The organism is Streptomyces coryli, assembly GCF_011044975.1.
In the GTDB taxonomy this organism is placed as follows: domain Bacteria; phylum Actinomycetota; class Actinomycetes; order Streptomycetales; family Streptomycetaceae; genus Streptomyces; species Streptomyces coryli.
Genome location: NZ_JAAKZV010000012.1, coordinates 1 through 12,879 on the forward strand (window position 1 = coordinate 1; position 12,879 = coordinate 12,879).

Sequence of the window (12,879 nt, forward strand, 5' to 3'; positions counted from 1 at the left end):
CGCCCGCCCCGAGCGGAACGAGTGTGCGCGACCCCCACAGAACCCGCTACGATGCCCGCGGTGCCGCAACTGATCGGCACCCCACGCGGGCGTAGCTCAATGGTAGAGCCCCAGTCTTCCAAACTGGCTACGCGGGTTCGATTCCCGTCGCCCGCTCCAGCAGTCAAAGCCCCAGCTCAGCGACATGATCGCCGGGCTGGGGCTTTGATCGTTCTGAGGGTCGTTGCCCCTCCGCGTGCCACATACGTGCCACACCGGTCAGGTTTCGCGCTTCGCGAACCGTGATGAGTGTCGAGCTTTGGCCCAGGGTGTTGCCGTCCGCCCGACCCTCCTACGCTGCCGCCATGCCTGATCTCAAGTACTTCGACCCCGAACTCTGCTGCAACTGCGGGGAGAAGCTGCCCGACTTGGGGCTTCGGAGGATACGGATCTTCTGCACCGAGGCCTGCGAGGCCGTTGCACTGTACGTTCGGGATGAGCGCTGGAACTTCCACTGCGAGACTGACGACGACAGGCAACGACGCGAAGAGCGTCGAGTCCAGCTCGCCCGCTTCCTAGGCAAGGACCCAGAGCAGATCTCGCGTGATCCCGCCGATACTCGGGCGGTTCACCGTGTGGCTCGCACGAAGTTCATGCCGTTGCGCAGCGCGTACGAGTGGCTGCAGAACACCTGCCTGGAGCGGATCATGAGTGAGCAGCCGCTCCAGAAGTGCGACCGTCCCGACTGGGGGGACCTCAAACCAGAACTGATGGAGCAGCGCAAGAGCTTCCTCCGGTCTGGGCTACGGCCACTCGACCCCGACTTCACCAAGGAACACTGCTGGGCATCCCTGTCCATCTCTCGCGACGAGGACGGGGATGAACTCCATGAAGGCTGTTTCACGCGCCTCAGAGACGACGGGTCCTGCCCGAACGCGGAGCAGCACGTCGAGCCTGATGTGAACGCGGCCAGCTGACACAGTCGTCGTTATCCCTCTGCGTGCCATACCGGCGATGGGTAGCCTCCGCGCATGTCTTCTACTGATCCCGGTATGAAGTGGGCCTTGGCGGGCTTCGGCGCGGACGAATGGCTCTGCAGTGAGCACCCGATCAACAAGGATCAGCTGGTCAAATTGCGGTCAGTTGTCCCGCCTGCCGCCGACGATCCCTGGTACGTGCACAGCTACCCGGTGCCGCGTGAGGCCTGGCCGGCAGTGGCCGGGATCCTGGAGTGCGCCCCACTGGATCCCGAAGTCGAGTACTTCATCGAGGGGTCCACCGCGTGGTCGTGCTCCCTCGACTGAACTACAATAATCCATGGATTCATGGAGGAAGCCATGGCGGAGAGCACGAAAACGCGGCTGTACGACGCGTTCGCGGCCAGTGGCAAGGCCCTGGCCAGCGGGAAGCGGCTGGAGTTGCTTGATCTGCTGGCGCAGGGCGAGCGCACCGTGGACGCGCTGGCCAAGGCGGCGGGCCTGAACCTGACCACGGCCTCCGCCCACCTGCAGACGCTCAAGCAGGCCGGTTTCGTCGCCACCCGGCGCGAGGGGGTGCGCATCCATTACCGGCTCGCCGGCGACGATGTCGCCCAGCTGTTCGTGCTGCTGCGGAAGGTGGCCGAGGCGCACCAGGCCGCCGTCCCCGCCGCTCGCGACGCCTATCTCGGCGACGACGGCGCGCGGGAGCTCACGCGGGCGGAGCTGGCGGCCCGTATCGAATCCGGCCGGGCGGTGGTGCTGGATGTACGGCCGGTGGAGGAGTACCTCGCCGGGCACATCCCCGGCGCCCTGTCCATCCCGGTGGACGAGCTGGCCGAGCGGATCGGCGAACTCCCTGCGGAAACGGAAGTCGTCGTTTACTGCCGGGGTGAGTACTGCGTGCTGGCCCACGACGCGGTGCGGCTGCTGACCGACCGCGGCCGCCGCGCGGTCCGCCTGAACGACGGCATGCTCGAGTGGCGGCTGTCCGAGATGCCCGTTGACGCCGGAGACCTGCTGTGACCGAAACGGCCGGCCTGGCCACGCCCGCAGACATATCCGCCCCCGCCGCGGCGCAGCGCCGCATCCTGCGCGTCCTGGTCGCCTCTCAGGTCCTCAGCGGCGCCGGGCTGGCGGCCGGTGTCGCCGTCGGTGCGCTGCTGGCGCAGGACATGCTCGGTTCCACCAGCCTCGCCGGGCTGCCCAGCGCCCTGTTCACCGCGGGCTCGGCGCTCGCCGCCGTCGGTGTGGGCCGCATCTCCCAGGCCCGCGGCCGCCGCCCCGGACTTGCCGCGGGGTACCTGACCGGCGCCATCGGCAGCGCGGGCGTCATCGTCGCCGCGGTCGCGGACCACCCGGTGCTGCTGTTCTTCTTCCTGTTCGTCTACGGCGCCGGCACCGCCACCAACCTCCAGGCGCGCTATGCCGGCGCCGACCTCGCCACCCCCGATCACCGCGGCCGTGCCGTTTCCACCGTCCTGGTCGCCACCACCCTCGGCGGCGTCATCGGCCCCAACCTCGCCTCGCCGACGGGCACTTTCGCCGAAACCGTCGGCATCCCCAACCTGGCCGGCCCGTTCCTGCTGTCCGGCGCCGCCTACGCTCTTGCCGCCCTTGTCCTCACCATCTGGCTGCGCCCCGACCCGCTGCTCCTGGCCCGCGCGCACGCCGCCCACGCGGCCAAGGCCGCCGCCGGCACCGGTCCGACGTCACCCCAGCAGCCCGCGGAGAAGGCTCCCGGTGGCGTACTCCTGGGCGCACTGGTGATGGTCCTGACTCAGCTCGTGATGGTCGCGATCATGACGATGACGCCCGTCCACATGCACGACCACGGCCATTCCACCGCCGCCTCCGGCCTCGTCATCGGCATCCACATCGGCGCCATGTACCTGCCGTCTCCGCTGACCGGCTGGCTCGTCGACCGCTACGGCCGCATGAAGATCGCCGCCGCCTCCGGCGCAACCCTGCTGGCCGCGGGCGTACTTGCCGCGTCAGCACCCAGTGAGTCCGTAGCCCTGCTCGCCCTGGCGCTGGCCCTGCTCGGCCTGGGCTGGAACTTCGGCCTCGTGTCCGGCACCGCGATCATCACGGACACCGTGCCGCTGGCCACCCGCGCCAAGACCCAGGGCCTGGTCGACGTCTCCATCGCCATCGCCGGCGCCACCGGCGGCATGGCCTCCGGCCTCGTCGTGGCTGCCGCGAGCTATCCCGTACTCGCCCTGGCCGGCGGCGTCCTCGCCCTGGCCGTGCTGCCCGCCATCGTCGCCACCGCGTACCGCCGGTGAGCCACGGGACGGGCCGGCACCCCGCTCCGGCCGGTCACTTGCGGCGGCGTATGCGGCGTATGACGTAGACCACCAGGAGCACCAGCAGGATCAGCGTGAACAGGCGGCCCGCCGTCGCCCCGGCCGCTCTGGCCGTGTTCGCAAGAAAGAGTTCCATGTACGTCCCCGTTCACCTCGTCGGTAGGCGGCAGTACGCCGCCGGATCCTACGTCGCTCAGGCGTCCACGTACTCCGCCAGGTGTTCGGCTGTGAGGGTCGAGCGGGTCTTTACCAGGGTCGACGGGGTGCCCTCGAAGACGATTTTGCCGCCGTCGTGGCCGGCGCCCGGGCCCAGGTCGATGATCCAGTCGGCGTGGGCCATGACGGCCTGGTGGTGTTCGATGACGATGACCGTCTTGCCGGAGTCGACCAAGCGGTCCAGGAGCGCCAGGAGTTGTTCCACGTCGGCCAGGTGGAGGCCGGTGGTGGGCTCGTCGAGGACGTAGATGCCGCCCTTGTCGCCCATGTGCGTGGCCAGCTTCAGGCGCTGGCGTTCGCCGCCGGAGAGGGTGGTGAGGGGCTGGCCGAGGGTGAGGTAGCCGAGGCCGACGTCCTTGAGGCGCTGGAGGATCTTGTGGGCGGCCGGGGTCTTCGCGTCGCCGGCGGCGAAGAACTCCTCCGCCTCGGTCACCGGCATGGCGAGGACCTCGCTGACGTCCTTGCCGCCGAGGTGGTACTCGAGCACCGCGGCCTGGAACCGCTTGCCCTCGCACTCCTCGCAGGTGGTGGTGACGCCGGCCATCATCGCCAGGTCGGTGTAGATGACCCCGGCGCCGTTGCAGTTCGGGCAGGCGCCCTCGGAGTTGGCGGAGAAGAGCGCCGGCTTCACGCCGTTGGCCTTGGCGAAGGCCTTGCGGATCGGCTCGAGCAGGCCCGTGTACGTGGCGGGGTTGCTGCGCCGGGAGCCGCGGATCGGGGTCTGGTCGACCGCCACCACGCCTTCCGCGGCCGGGATGGAACCGTGGATCAGCGAGCTCTTGCCGGAGCCGGCGACGCCCGTGACCACCGTCAGCACGCCCAGCGGGACGTCCACGTCGACGTCGCGCAGGTTGTTCGCCGTGGCGCCGCGGATCTCGAGTTTGCCGGTCGGCTTACGGACCGTGTCCTTCAGCCGCGCCCGGTCGTCCAGGTGCTTGCCCGTGATGGTGTCGGACTTCCGCAGCCCCTCCACCGTGCCCTCGAAGCACACGGTGCCGCCGGCCGTACCCGCGCCGGGGCCGAGGTCGACGACGTGGTCGGCGATCGCGATGGCCTCCGGCTTGTGCTCGACGACCAGCACCGTGTTGCCCTTGTCGCGCAGCCGCAGCAGCAGGTTGTTCATCCGCTGGATGTCGTGCGGGTGCAGGCCGACCGTCGGCTCGTCGAAGACATAGGTGACGTCGGTGAGCGAGGAGCCGAGGTGCCGGATCATCTTCACGCGCTGGGCCTCGCCGCCGGAGAGCGAGCCCGACGCCCGGTCCAGCGACAGATAGCCGAGGCCGATCTCGACGAACGAGTCGAGGGTCTGCTGCAGCGCGGTCAGCAGCGGCGCCACCGAGGAGTCCTTGATCCCCCGTACCCACTCGGCCAGGTCCCGGATCTCCATGCGGCAGGCGTCGGCGATCGAGATCTTCTTGATCTTCGAGGCCCGGACCGCCTCGCTGAGGCGGGTGCCGTCGCAGTCGGGGCACTCCTGGAAGGTGACCGCCCGGTCGACGAAGGCCCGGATGTGCGCCTGCATCGACTCCCGGTCCTTGGCCAGGAAGGTCTTCTGGATCTTCGGGATCAGCCCCTCGTACGTGAGATTGACGCCGTTGATCTTGACCTTGACCGGCTCCCGGTAGAGGAAGTCGTGCCGCTCCTTCTTCGTGTACTTGCCGATCGGCTTGGCCGGGTCGAAGAAGCCGGAGTCCCTGATCACCCGCACCACCCAGCCGTCGCCGGTGTAGGTGGGGATGGTGAAGGGGTCCTCGTCGAGCGACTTGGTGTCGTCGTAGAGCTGGGTGAGGTCGATGTCGGTGACCTTGCCGCGGCCCTCGCAGCGCGTGCACATGCCGCCGGTGCGGGTGAAGGTGACCTTCTCGGTCTTGGTCTTGTCGCCGCCGCGGTCGACGGTGATGCCGCCGCTGGCGCTCACCGAGGCGACATTGAAGGAGTACGCGCTGGATGGGCCGACGTGCGGCTTGCCGAGCCGGCTGAAGAGGATGCGCAGCATCGCGTTGGCGTCGGTGGCGGTGCCGACCGTGGAGCGCGGGTCGGAGCCCATCCGCTGCTGGTCGACGGTGATCGCGGTGGTCAGCCCGTCGAGCACATCGACCTCGGGCCGCGCCATGGTGGGCATGAAGCCCTGCACGAAGGTGGAGTACGTCTCGTTGATCATCCGCTGCGACTCGGCGGCGATCGTGTCGAAGACCAGGGAGCTCTTGCCGGAGCCGGAGACCCCGGTGAACACCGTCAGCCGCCGCTTGGGCAGCTCGACGTCGACGTCCTTGAGGTTGTTCTCGCGGGCGCCGTGCACGCGGATCAGATCGTGGCTGTCGGCGGGATGCGGTCCGGAGGCCGTGGTCTTCTTGGAGGTCATGGCGACCAGATTATGCGGGGCGCGGCGCCGATGCTTCTCGGTTTCTGACCGCTTACGGACCGGTACGGACCGGGACGCAGAGCTACGAGCCGACCGCGCTGATCGACTCCGCGAGCTGGTCGAGGAAGTCCCTTATGTCCGGGGCCGCGCCCGTGGACGCGAGGAAGAAGCCGAAGAGCACCGCGACGATGGCCGGTCCGGCCTTGATCGAACCGCCACGCATGAGCACAACCAGGATGATGCCCAGCATCAGCACCACAGACAGTGAAATGGCCACGCCTGATCACCCCTTGCTCCAACAACGCCGCCCAAGGAGGCGCACCGCCCGTACGCCACCCCGTCGTTCCATCCTGCCATTAATCGGCGCGCGTGGTAGGCAGCCGGAGCAATCAGGCCGACCCGCGCGCCCCCCGCGGTCATTGGGCAGGTATTTTCGAGCTGATCGTTTCCGTACACACCAATACGCCACGGGGAATTAACGGAAGCGTCGCCGGGATCGCCGCAGAAGGCGCGCTGTTGATGCGTCGCAGATACAACCACGGCCCGGCAAGTCACGATGAGTCGGGCATATCGCGATCAGGTTCCGCGGGGGTTATGTCCCTTTTAGGTTGGACAAAACCGATCAAAGTGCCGATCCCAGCACGTCATCGGCATGTACGGGAGACGAGTAATTCAGCGGCGAACGGACACTCGACACGGCAAGTGTGAGATGAGTCCACTTTGAATTTACTCCCGAGGCACGTGGAGGCTATGGTTCCTGGGATGTTCCCCGCTGCCTTTATCCCCCCCGCTCGTGCAGTGCGGCACGGATCCTCAGTCCCCGGCACCCGGGAGGAGGGCCCGTGAGTAGCTCGCTGCACCCGCATGCCCCTGCGGATGCCCACACCCGCTTCCCGGCCCCCCACCCGGAAGCAACCCGCCGTCCCGACCAGCCCCGCCCGGGCCAGGGGGACGCCGCCGCGCAGGCCGGGCCGCCCGCGAAGAAGCCGAAGCCGAAGGGGCGCGACCCGTACTTCGACAACGCGAAGTACCTGGCGATCGTCCTCGTCGCCTGCGGGCACGCGTGGGAGCCGCTGCGCGACGACAGCAGGGCCGCCGCCGCCCTGTACATGATCGTGTACGCCTTCCACATGCCGGCGTTCATCATGATCTCCGGCTTCATGTCGCGGAACTTCGACATGACCGGCAAGCGGATCCAGCGCCTGGTCACCGGCGTGCTGGTGCCGTACATCCTGTTCGAGATCGCATACACCCTCTTCAAGCGGTACGCGGACGACGACCCGGGCTATGCCTTCAGCATCCTGGACCCCTGGTATCTGACCTGGTTCCTGATCGCCCTGTTCGTCTGGCGGGTCACCACCCCCATCTGGCGCGTGATCAAGTGGCCGGTCCCGCTCGCGCTGGCGATCGCCGCCCTCGCCGCGATGAGCCCGGAGATCGGCGATGACCTGGACCTGCAGCGGGTGCTCCAGTTCATGCCGTTCTTCGTCATCGGCCTGTTCCTCAAGCCTGAGCACTTCCAGCTGGTGCACAGCTGGCGCGGCCGCTTCCTGTCGATGCCGGTCTTCGCCGTCGCGCTGCTGGTCGCCTACTGGGCGGCCCCCCGGATGAGCGCCGCCTGGTTCTACCGCCGCGACTCCGCCCAGGAGCTGCAGGCCCCGCACGCCTGGTACGGCGGCGTGATGACGCTCGCCCTCTTCGGCGCCTCGATGGTGTTGTGCGCCTGCTTCTTCGCCTGGGTGCCGCGGCGCAAGATGTGGTTCACGGTGCTCGGCGCGGGCACGCTGTACGGCTATCTGCTGCACGGCTTCATCGCGAAGGGCTCGCGCTTCTGGGGCTGGTACGAGGAGAACGACTGGGTCCACACCCCGTTGGGCGCGATCGTGGTGACCTTCCTCGCCGCGGGCCTGATCACCTTCCTCTGTACGCCACCGTTCCAGCGCGCCTTCCGCTGGGCGATGGAGCCCAAGATGGACTGGGCCTTCAAGAAGGACGCCGGCAAGAAGGCGGAGGCGAAGAACCACCGCGGCAAGATGCGCTCGCTGCTCTGAGGCCTGATGTGCAGTAAGGGGCGGGAGCCATTGGCTTCCGCCCCTTACTCACGCCCGCCCGCATGCCCGCCCGCATGCCCGTCCGCTACGACCAGCGGCGCAGCGCCTCCCGCGCCGGCAGCGTGACCGCGAGCAGCGCCAGGCCGCCCGCGGCCGCCACGAAGGATCCGTAGATCAGCGGGGGCACGTACGGCCCCTCGCCGGTCAGGCCGCGCATCATCGGGATCAGCGTGGCCGCGGCGATCGCGGAGCCGAGGACGATGCCCACCGTGGAGACCAGCAGGCCCTCCCAGCGGAGCATCTGCATCACCTGGCGGCGCGTGGTGCCGACGAGACGCAGCGTGCCCAGCTCGCGGCGGCGGTCCAGGACCGTCATCACCAGGGTGTTGACGGCGGCGATGGCGGCGAAGCCGCCGAGGACACCGGCCATCGTGTAGTTGGCCCAGGCGTTCGTCTTGGCGTCGAGGCTCTGCTCGGTGGCGTAGCCGGAGGCGTCGGTGACCTCGCCCAGGTCCTTGAGCGACGCGGCGTCCCCGCCCCGTACGAGCAGGGTGCTGTCGAAGCCGGACGTGACGTGCCCGGCCAGCGATGCCCGGTCCATGGTCACCGTGGCGATGCCGAGGCCGCGGCCGTAGACCGCGACGACCTCGGGGCTCTCCTTGGTGCCGTCGGGGAGGTAGAGCGGCATCCGGTCGCCGACCTCGACCTTCGCCGAGGTCGCCAGGGTCTTGTCGATGGCGATACGGCCCTTGCCGAGCCGGTCCAGGCTGCCTTCCGTTACGTCCAGGTCCTGCACCTTCGCAAGCTCGGCCCCTGAGCCGGTGACGCCCTGGGCCGCCGAGCCCTGCAGCCACCTGCCGCCGCCGGAGCCGACCGGGACCAGCACCTGCGTGTTCAGCACGCCGACGGCCGCGTCGACGCCCGGCGCCCGGGCGGCGCGCTCCGCCGTGTCGACCGGGAGCCCGGCCGGGTCGGTGACCACGTGGTCGGCGGTGATGCCCGCGCGCAGCTGCTTGTCCGCGACGTGGCTCTCGCTCGTATGCATGAAGACCAGCGTCGAGGCGAAGGCCATGGCCAGCACGATCGGGGTGATCGCGGAGGCGAGACGGCGGGAGTTGCTGCGGGAGTTGGCGGCCGCGAGCGAGGCGGCCGCGCCCGCGCCGCGCAGCGGCAGGCCGAAGAGGCCCGCGCACAGCCGCGCCACCAGCGGGCCGAGCAGCGCGACAGCGAACATGAAGCACATCACGACGCCGAGCGCGGCGTTGGCCGCGTCCTCCCCCGCCTCACCGGCGGCGACGCTCGTGAAGAACCCGCCGCCGACCAGGGCGCCGATGCCCAGCGTCGTACGGATGATGCCGGGCCGCAGCCGCTCCACCGACGCCTCGGTGAGGGCCTGTCCCGGCTTGATCTTCGCGGGCCGCCGCCCCGCCATCCAGCCGGCGCCGAGCGCGGTGAGCAGCCCGGCACCGACGGCGACGAGGAGCGGAATCCAGGAGACATGGACCTGGACGGCCTCGGGGATGGCGCCGCGGTCCTGCAACTGCCCGAACCACCAGTGCGCGAGCCCGATGCCGGGCAGGGTGCCGAGGATGCCCGCGAGTGGGGCGACGAGCAGCGCTTCCGAGGCGACCGCGCGGCGGATCTGCCGCGGGGTGGCACCGATGGCGCGCAGCAGCGCGTATTCGCGGGCCCGTTGGGAGACCGACAGGGCGACCGTTCCGGCCGCGGTGAAGACCGCGACCATGGTGGCGATGCCGCCGAAGGAGCCGCCGATCCCGGCGAGCATCTCCTTGGCGTAGCCGAGGCCCGGGTCCTCGACGGCGCCGCGGTCGGTGCCGGTGTGCACCTTGGCGCCGGAGCCGGACAGGGCCTTCTCGACGCCGTCCGCGAGGGTGTCGGCCTTCGTGCCGTCCTTGGCGAGGACGGCAATGGCATCCGCCTTGCCGGGGTGTCCGGCGAGCGTGGGGGCCTGGGCGTCGGCGAACCAGGCGGTGGGGCCGGCGCTACGGGCCGTATCCCCCGGCCCTACCTTGGCCACGCCCGCGACGCGGAAGTCCCGCTGCCCGGCGGCGGTGTTGAGGGCGACCGTGTCGCCGACGCCGGCCTTTGCGGTACGGGCGGCGGCCGCGTCGAGCACGACCTCGCCGGTACGGGGCGCGCTGCCGGAGGTGAGCGCGGTGCCGGTGAAGGCGTGCGAGCCCCAGCCGTGCGCGGTGAGCGCGCCGTCCCCGGCCCGTACCGGGAACGTGAAGTCCGGAACCGCAGACTTCGCCCCCGGCGCCTGGGCGGCCTTCGCGGCCAGCCCGGCGTCCACCCGCGCCGTGTCCGGCAGCGGGGTCGCCTCCTCCGTACGGTCCTCGCCGCTGCCCGTGACGAGGCGCTCGTACTGATCCGCGGCCGCGACAACCGGCGCCTTCGCGTACCGCTCGGCCGGCACGGACGCACGCAGACCCGTTTCCAGGAGAATCCCGCACGCCGAGACGATCAGCGCGGACATCAGCAGCGCGACGAACGTGCCCGCGAAGGACGCGGGCTTGAAGCGGACGGCCGCGCGGGCAAGGCCGTTAGGGGCCAGCTTCATGCCGCCGCACCCGCCATGACGCCCGCGCGGCCGGTGAGCGCCGTCATCCGGGCCGCGATCTGCTCCGCGGAGCCGCGGTCCAGACCGCCGGCGAAGGTGCCGTCGGCGAGGAAGAGCACGCGGTCCGCCCACGCGGCCGCGGCCGGGTCGTGCGTGACCATCACGACGGTGGCACCCAGCTGATCCACCGCATGCCGCAGCAGCCCAAGGACCTCCGCAGCGGTGCCGGTGTCCAATGCACCCGTCGGCTCGTCGGCGAAGACCACATCCGGGCTGGTCACCAGCGCGCGGGCAATGGCCACCCGCTGCTGCTGACCACCGGACAGCTCGCCCGGACGGCGCCTCGCCTTGTCGGCCAGCCCGACCCGATTCAGCACCTCGCCGGCAAGGCGGTGGTCCTGCCGCTGTCCCGCCAGCCGCATCGGCAGCAGCACATTCTGCTCAACCGTCAGCGACGGCAGCAGATTGAAAGCCTGGAACACGAACCCCAGCCGACTCCGCCGCAGTTCAGTGAGCTCGTTCTCCTTCATCCCGGTGATCTCGGTGCCACCCAGCCGCACCGACCCGGCAGTCGGCCGGTCCAGCCCGGCCGCGCACTGCAAGAACGTGGACTTGCCCGACCCCGAAGGACCCATCACCGCGGTAAAAGTCCCCCGCGGCAGCGCCAGATCGACACCCGCCAGCGCATGCACCGCACCGCTCCCCCGCCCGTACTGCCGCCGGACGCCGCGCAGTTCGACGGCGAGGCCGGGGGTACCCGTGACCTCCGGCCCTTCGTCCGCCTTCTGTCGCTTGCTGCGGCGCAGCCCCATGTCGTGTCCTCTCTTCGAGCCGATATCTCGAAGCTACGGATCACGGTCTTTACGGACCATGGCGGCTGCTGGCGGATCGGGGGTGGGGAAAACCCGAGGCCGTCCCGAATCGAGGGGGCCACCAACAGTTGTAAGGTAAACTAAGTAAAGACGTCCGTCCCCTGCTTCGCAGGACCAACGACTCTTTGGGAGTGAAAGCATCGGACACGCCGACACACTGATAGCGATGGGCGGCGCCTTCGTGGCCGCCGCCCTGCTCGCCCGTCTGGGCGGCCGCATCGGACTGCCGACGATCCCCCTGTTCATCCTGGCCGGCATCCTGCTCGGCCCCAACACCCCCGGCTTCGTCCTGGTCGCCGACCCGCACGACCTGGAGATGCTCTCCGCGCTCGGCCTGGTATTGCTCCTCTTCTACCTGGGCCTCGAATTCCACATGGACGACCTGAAGCAGGGCGGCCGGCGGATGGCGCTGGCAGGTGGCACGTACCTCCTGCTCAACGTCGGCGCCGGACTCGCCTTCGGCTTCCTGACCGGCTGGGGCACCCGCGAGGCCCTCGTCCTCGCCGGAGTGCTCGGCATCTCGTCGTCCGCGATCGTGACGAAGATCCTCGTGGACCTGGGCCGGGTCGGCTCGCCCGAGACCAAGCCAATCCTCGGCATCATCGTGGTCGAGGACGTGTTCCTGGCCGTCTACCTGGCGATCCTGCAGCCGCTGCTGTCCGGCACGAACGGGCCCGGCGACGCGGCCCTCAAGGCGGCGAAGGCGCTGGCCTTCCTGCTGTTGCTAGCGGCGGCCGCCCGCTACGGCACGAAGATCATCGGACGGCTCTTCGACACCCGCGACAACGAACTCCTCGTCATCTCGTTCCTCGGCGCCGCCGTGCTGGTGGCCGGGGTGTCGGAATGGTTCGGGGTGGCCGACGCGATCGGCGCCTTCATGGTCGGCCTGATGCTGGGCAGCACGACCTCCGCAAAGCGGATCATGACGCTGGTGCATCCACTGCGGGACGCCTTCGGCGCGATCTTCTTCTTCGCCTTCGGGCTGTCGATCGATCCAGGGGATCTGCCCTCGGTGGCCGGTCCGGTGGCGATCGCGGTGGCGCTGACCATCGTCATGAATGTGCTGGCCGGACTGGCGACGGCCAAGATGTACGACTTCGGCCGCGGGCCGGCCGGCCGGGTCGCGACGACGCTGCTGGCGCGCGGCGAGTTCGCGCTGATCCTCGCCACGATGGCGGCGAGCGCGGGCCTGAACCCGCGGCTGTCCCCGTTCATCGCGGGGTACGTCCTGGTGCTCGCGGTACTCGGCCCGCTGGCGGCGGGCCGCTCCGACTGGCTGGCGCGGGTCCGCCCGGGCGAGCCGCAGCCGGAACTGGTGGGGGCGGGCAAGTAGGGCCTGTCTTATGGATCTTGTCGGCGAGCACGGGTATGCCACGAGCGGCTGAGCATGCGGCCTGAGTGCGGCACCGGAGCGTCGTCCGGTGCGTGGCCTCGGCGTGCGGTGTCGCCGGTCCTGTGGCGGAGCCACCGGTCCGGTGGCTCCGTGCGGCGAGGGTGCGTGCCGGGCGGCGCGGGACCCGGCAAGATCCGTA

Annotated in this window: 11 protein-coding genes and 1 tRNA gene; 7 read left to right on the forward strand and 5 right to left on the reverse strand. The window is 69.9% G+C overall.

All coding sequences use genetic code 11. The annotated features are described in order from the left end of the window. Positions 1-85: 85 nt before the first annotated feature. From G5C51_RS05050 to G5C51_RS05070, 5 genes are all read left to right on the forward strand, one after another. Positions 86-159, forward strand: a tRNA-Gly gene (locus G5C51_RS05050). Positions 160-344: 185 nt separating this feature from the next. Then, positions 345-956, forward strand: a complete 612-nt coding sequence (locus G5C51_RS05055; RefSeq protein ID WP_165232312.1) for a hypothetical protein — start codon at positions 345-347, stop codon at positions 954-956. A gap of 54 nt (positions 957-1,010) precedes the next feature. Then, positions 1,011-1,283, forward strand: a complete 273-nt coding sequence (locus G5C51_RS05060; RefSeq protein ID WP_165232315.1) for a hypothetical protein — start codon at positions 1,011-1,013, stop codon at positions 1,281-1,283. A 33-nt stretch (positions 1,284-1,316) separates the two neighbouring features. Then, positions 1,317-1,982: an ArsR/SmtB family transcription factor gene (locus G5C51_RS05065; protein WP_206313420.1), complete on the forward strand. Its 666-nt coding sequence runs from the start codon at positions 1,317-1,319 to the stop codon at positions 1,980-1,982. Next, positions 1,979-3,244, forward strand: a complete 1,266-nt coding sequence (locus G5C51_RS05070; protein WP_165232321.1) for an MFS transporter — start codon at positions 1,979-1,981, stop codon at positions 3,242-3,244. Before G5C51_RS05065 ends, G5C51_RS05070 begins: the two co-directional genes overlap by 4 nt. Before the next feature lie 34 nt (positions 3,245-3,278). On the opposite strand, the gene G5C51_RS43690 is transcribed toward G5C51_RS05070, so the two are convergent. The 3 genes from G5C51_RS43690 to G5C51_RS05080 form a co-directional block, all read right to left on the reverse strand. Continuing rightward, on the reverse strand, positions 3,279-3,401 hold the full coding sequence (locus G5C51_RS43690) for a hypothetical protein (protein ID WP_276617593.1): 123 nt from the start codon (positions 3,399-3,401) through the stop codon (positions 3,279-3,281). A gap of 57 nt (positions 3,402-3,458) precedes the next feature. After that, entirely contained in the window at positions 3,459-5,843 is a 2,385-nt protein-coding gene (locus G5C51_RS05075) for an ATP-binding cassette domain-containing protein (protein ID WP_165232323.1), read from the reverse strand. Between the two features lie 82 nt (positions 5,844-5,925). Next, on the reverse strand, positions 5,926-6,120 hold the full coding sequence (locus tag G5C51_RS05080; protein ID WP_165232326.1) for a hypothetical protein: 195 nt from the start codon (positions 6,118-6,120) through the stop codon (positions 5,926-5,928). Between the two features lie 565 nt (positions 6,121-6,685). On the opposite strand from G5C51_RS05080, the gene G5C51_RS05085 reads away from it, so the two are divergent. Beyond that, positions 6,686-7,894, forward strand: coding sequence for an acyltransferase family protein (locus tag G5C51_RS05085; protein ID WP_165232329.1), 1,209 nt, complete (start codon positions 6,686-6,688; stop codon positions 7,892-7,894). An 85-nt stretch (positions 7,895-7,979) separates the two neighbouring features. Here G5C51_RS05085 and G5C51_RS05090 read toward each other — a convergent pair whose 3' ends face one another. Together G5C51_RS05090 and G5C51_RS05095 are read right to left on the reverse strand one after the other, a co-directional pair. Further along, positions 7,980-10,475, reverse strand: a complete 2,496-nt coding sequence (locus tag G5C51_RS05090) for an ABC transporter permease (RefSeq protein ID WP_165232332.1) — start codon at positions 10,473-10,475, stop codon at positions 7,980-7,982. After that, positions 10,472-11,287 (reverse strand): ABC transporter ATP-binding protein, encoded by an 816-nt coding sequence (locus G5C51_RS05095; RefSeq protein WP_165232335.1) that lies wholly within the window; start codon positions 11,285-11,287, stop codon positions 10,472-10,474. The genes G5C51_RS05090 and G5C51_RS05095 overlap by 4 nt, the downstream gene beginning before the upstream one ends. A gap of 226 nt (positions 11,288-11,513) precedes the next feature. Here G5C51_RS05095 and G5C51_RS05100 point away from each other — a divergent pair, with 226 nt between their 5' ends. Then, on the forward strand, positions 11,514-12,680 hold the full coding sequence (locus G5C51_RS05100; protein WP_165232338.1) for a cation:proton antiporter: 1,167 nt from the start codon (positions 11,514-11,516) through the stop codon (positions 12,678-12,680). Positions 12,681-12,879 lie beyond the last annotated feature (199 nt).

Excerpts from the sequence above, each read along its gene's own strand:
- G5C51_RS05095 (WP_165232335.1), bottom strand. The coding sequence starts at position 11,287 with ATGGGGCTGCGCCGCAGCAAGCGACAGAAGGCGGACGAAGGGCCGGAG.
- G5C51_RS05065 (WP_206313420.1), top strand. The coding sequence starts at position 1,317 with ATGGCGGAGAGCACGAAAACGCGGCTGTACGACGCGTTCGCGGCCAGT.
- G5C51_RS05055 (WP_165232312.1), top strand. The coding sequence starts at position 345 with ATGCCTGATCTCAAGTACTTCGACCCCGAACTCTGCTGCAACTGCGGG.
- G5C51_RS05060 (WP_165232315.1), top strand. The coding sequence starts at position 1,011 with ATGTCTTCTACTGATCCCGGTATGAAGTGGGCCTTGGCGGGCTTCGGC.
- G5C51_RS05090 (WP_165232332.1), bottom strand. The coding sequence starts at position 10,475 with ATGAAGCTGGCCCCTAACGGCCTTGCCCGCGCGGCCGTCCGCTTCAAG.
- G5C51_RS05100 (WP_165232338.1), top strand. The coding sequence starts at position 11,514 with ATGGGCGGCGCCTTCGTGGCCGCCGCCCTGCTCGCCCGTCTGGGCGGC.
- G5C51_RS05075 (WP_165232323.1), bottom strand. The coding sequence starts at position 5,843 with ATGACCTCCAAGAAGACCACGGCCTCCGGACCGCATCCCGCCGACAGC.
- G5C51_RS43690 (WP_276617593.1), bottom strand. The coding sequence starts at position 3,401 with ATGGAACTCTTTCTTGCGAACACGGCCAGAGCGGCCGGGGCGACGGCG.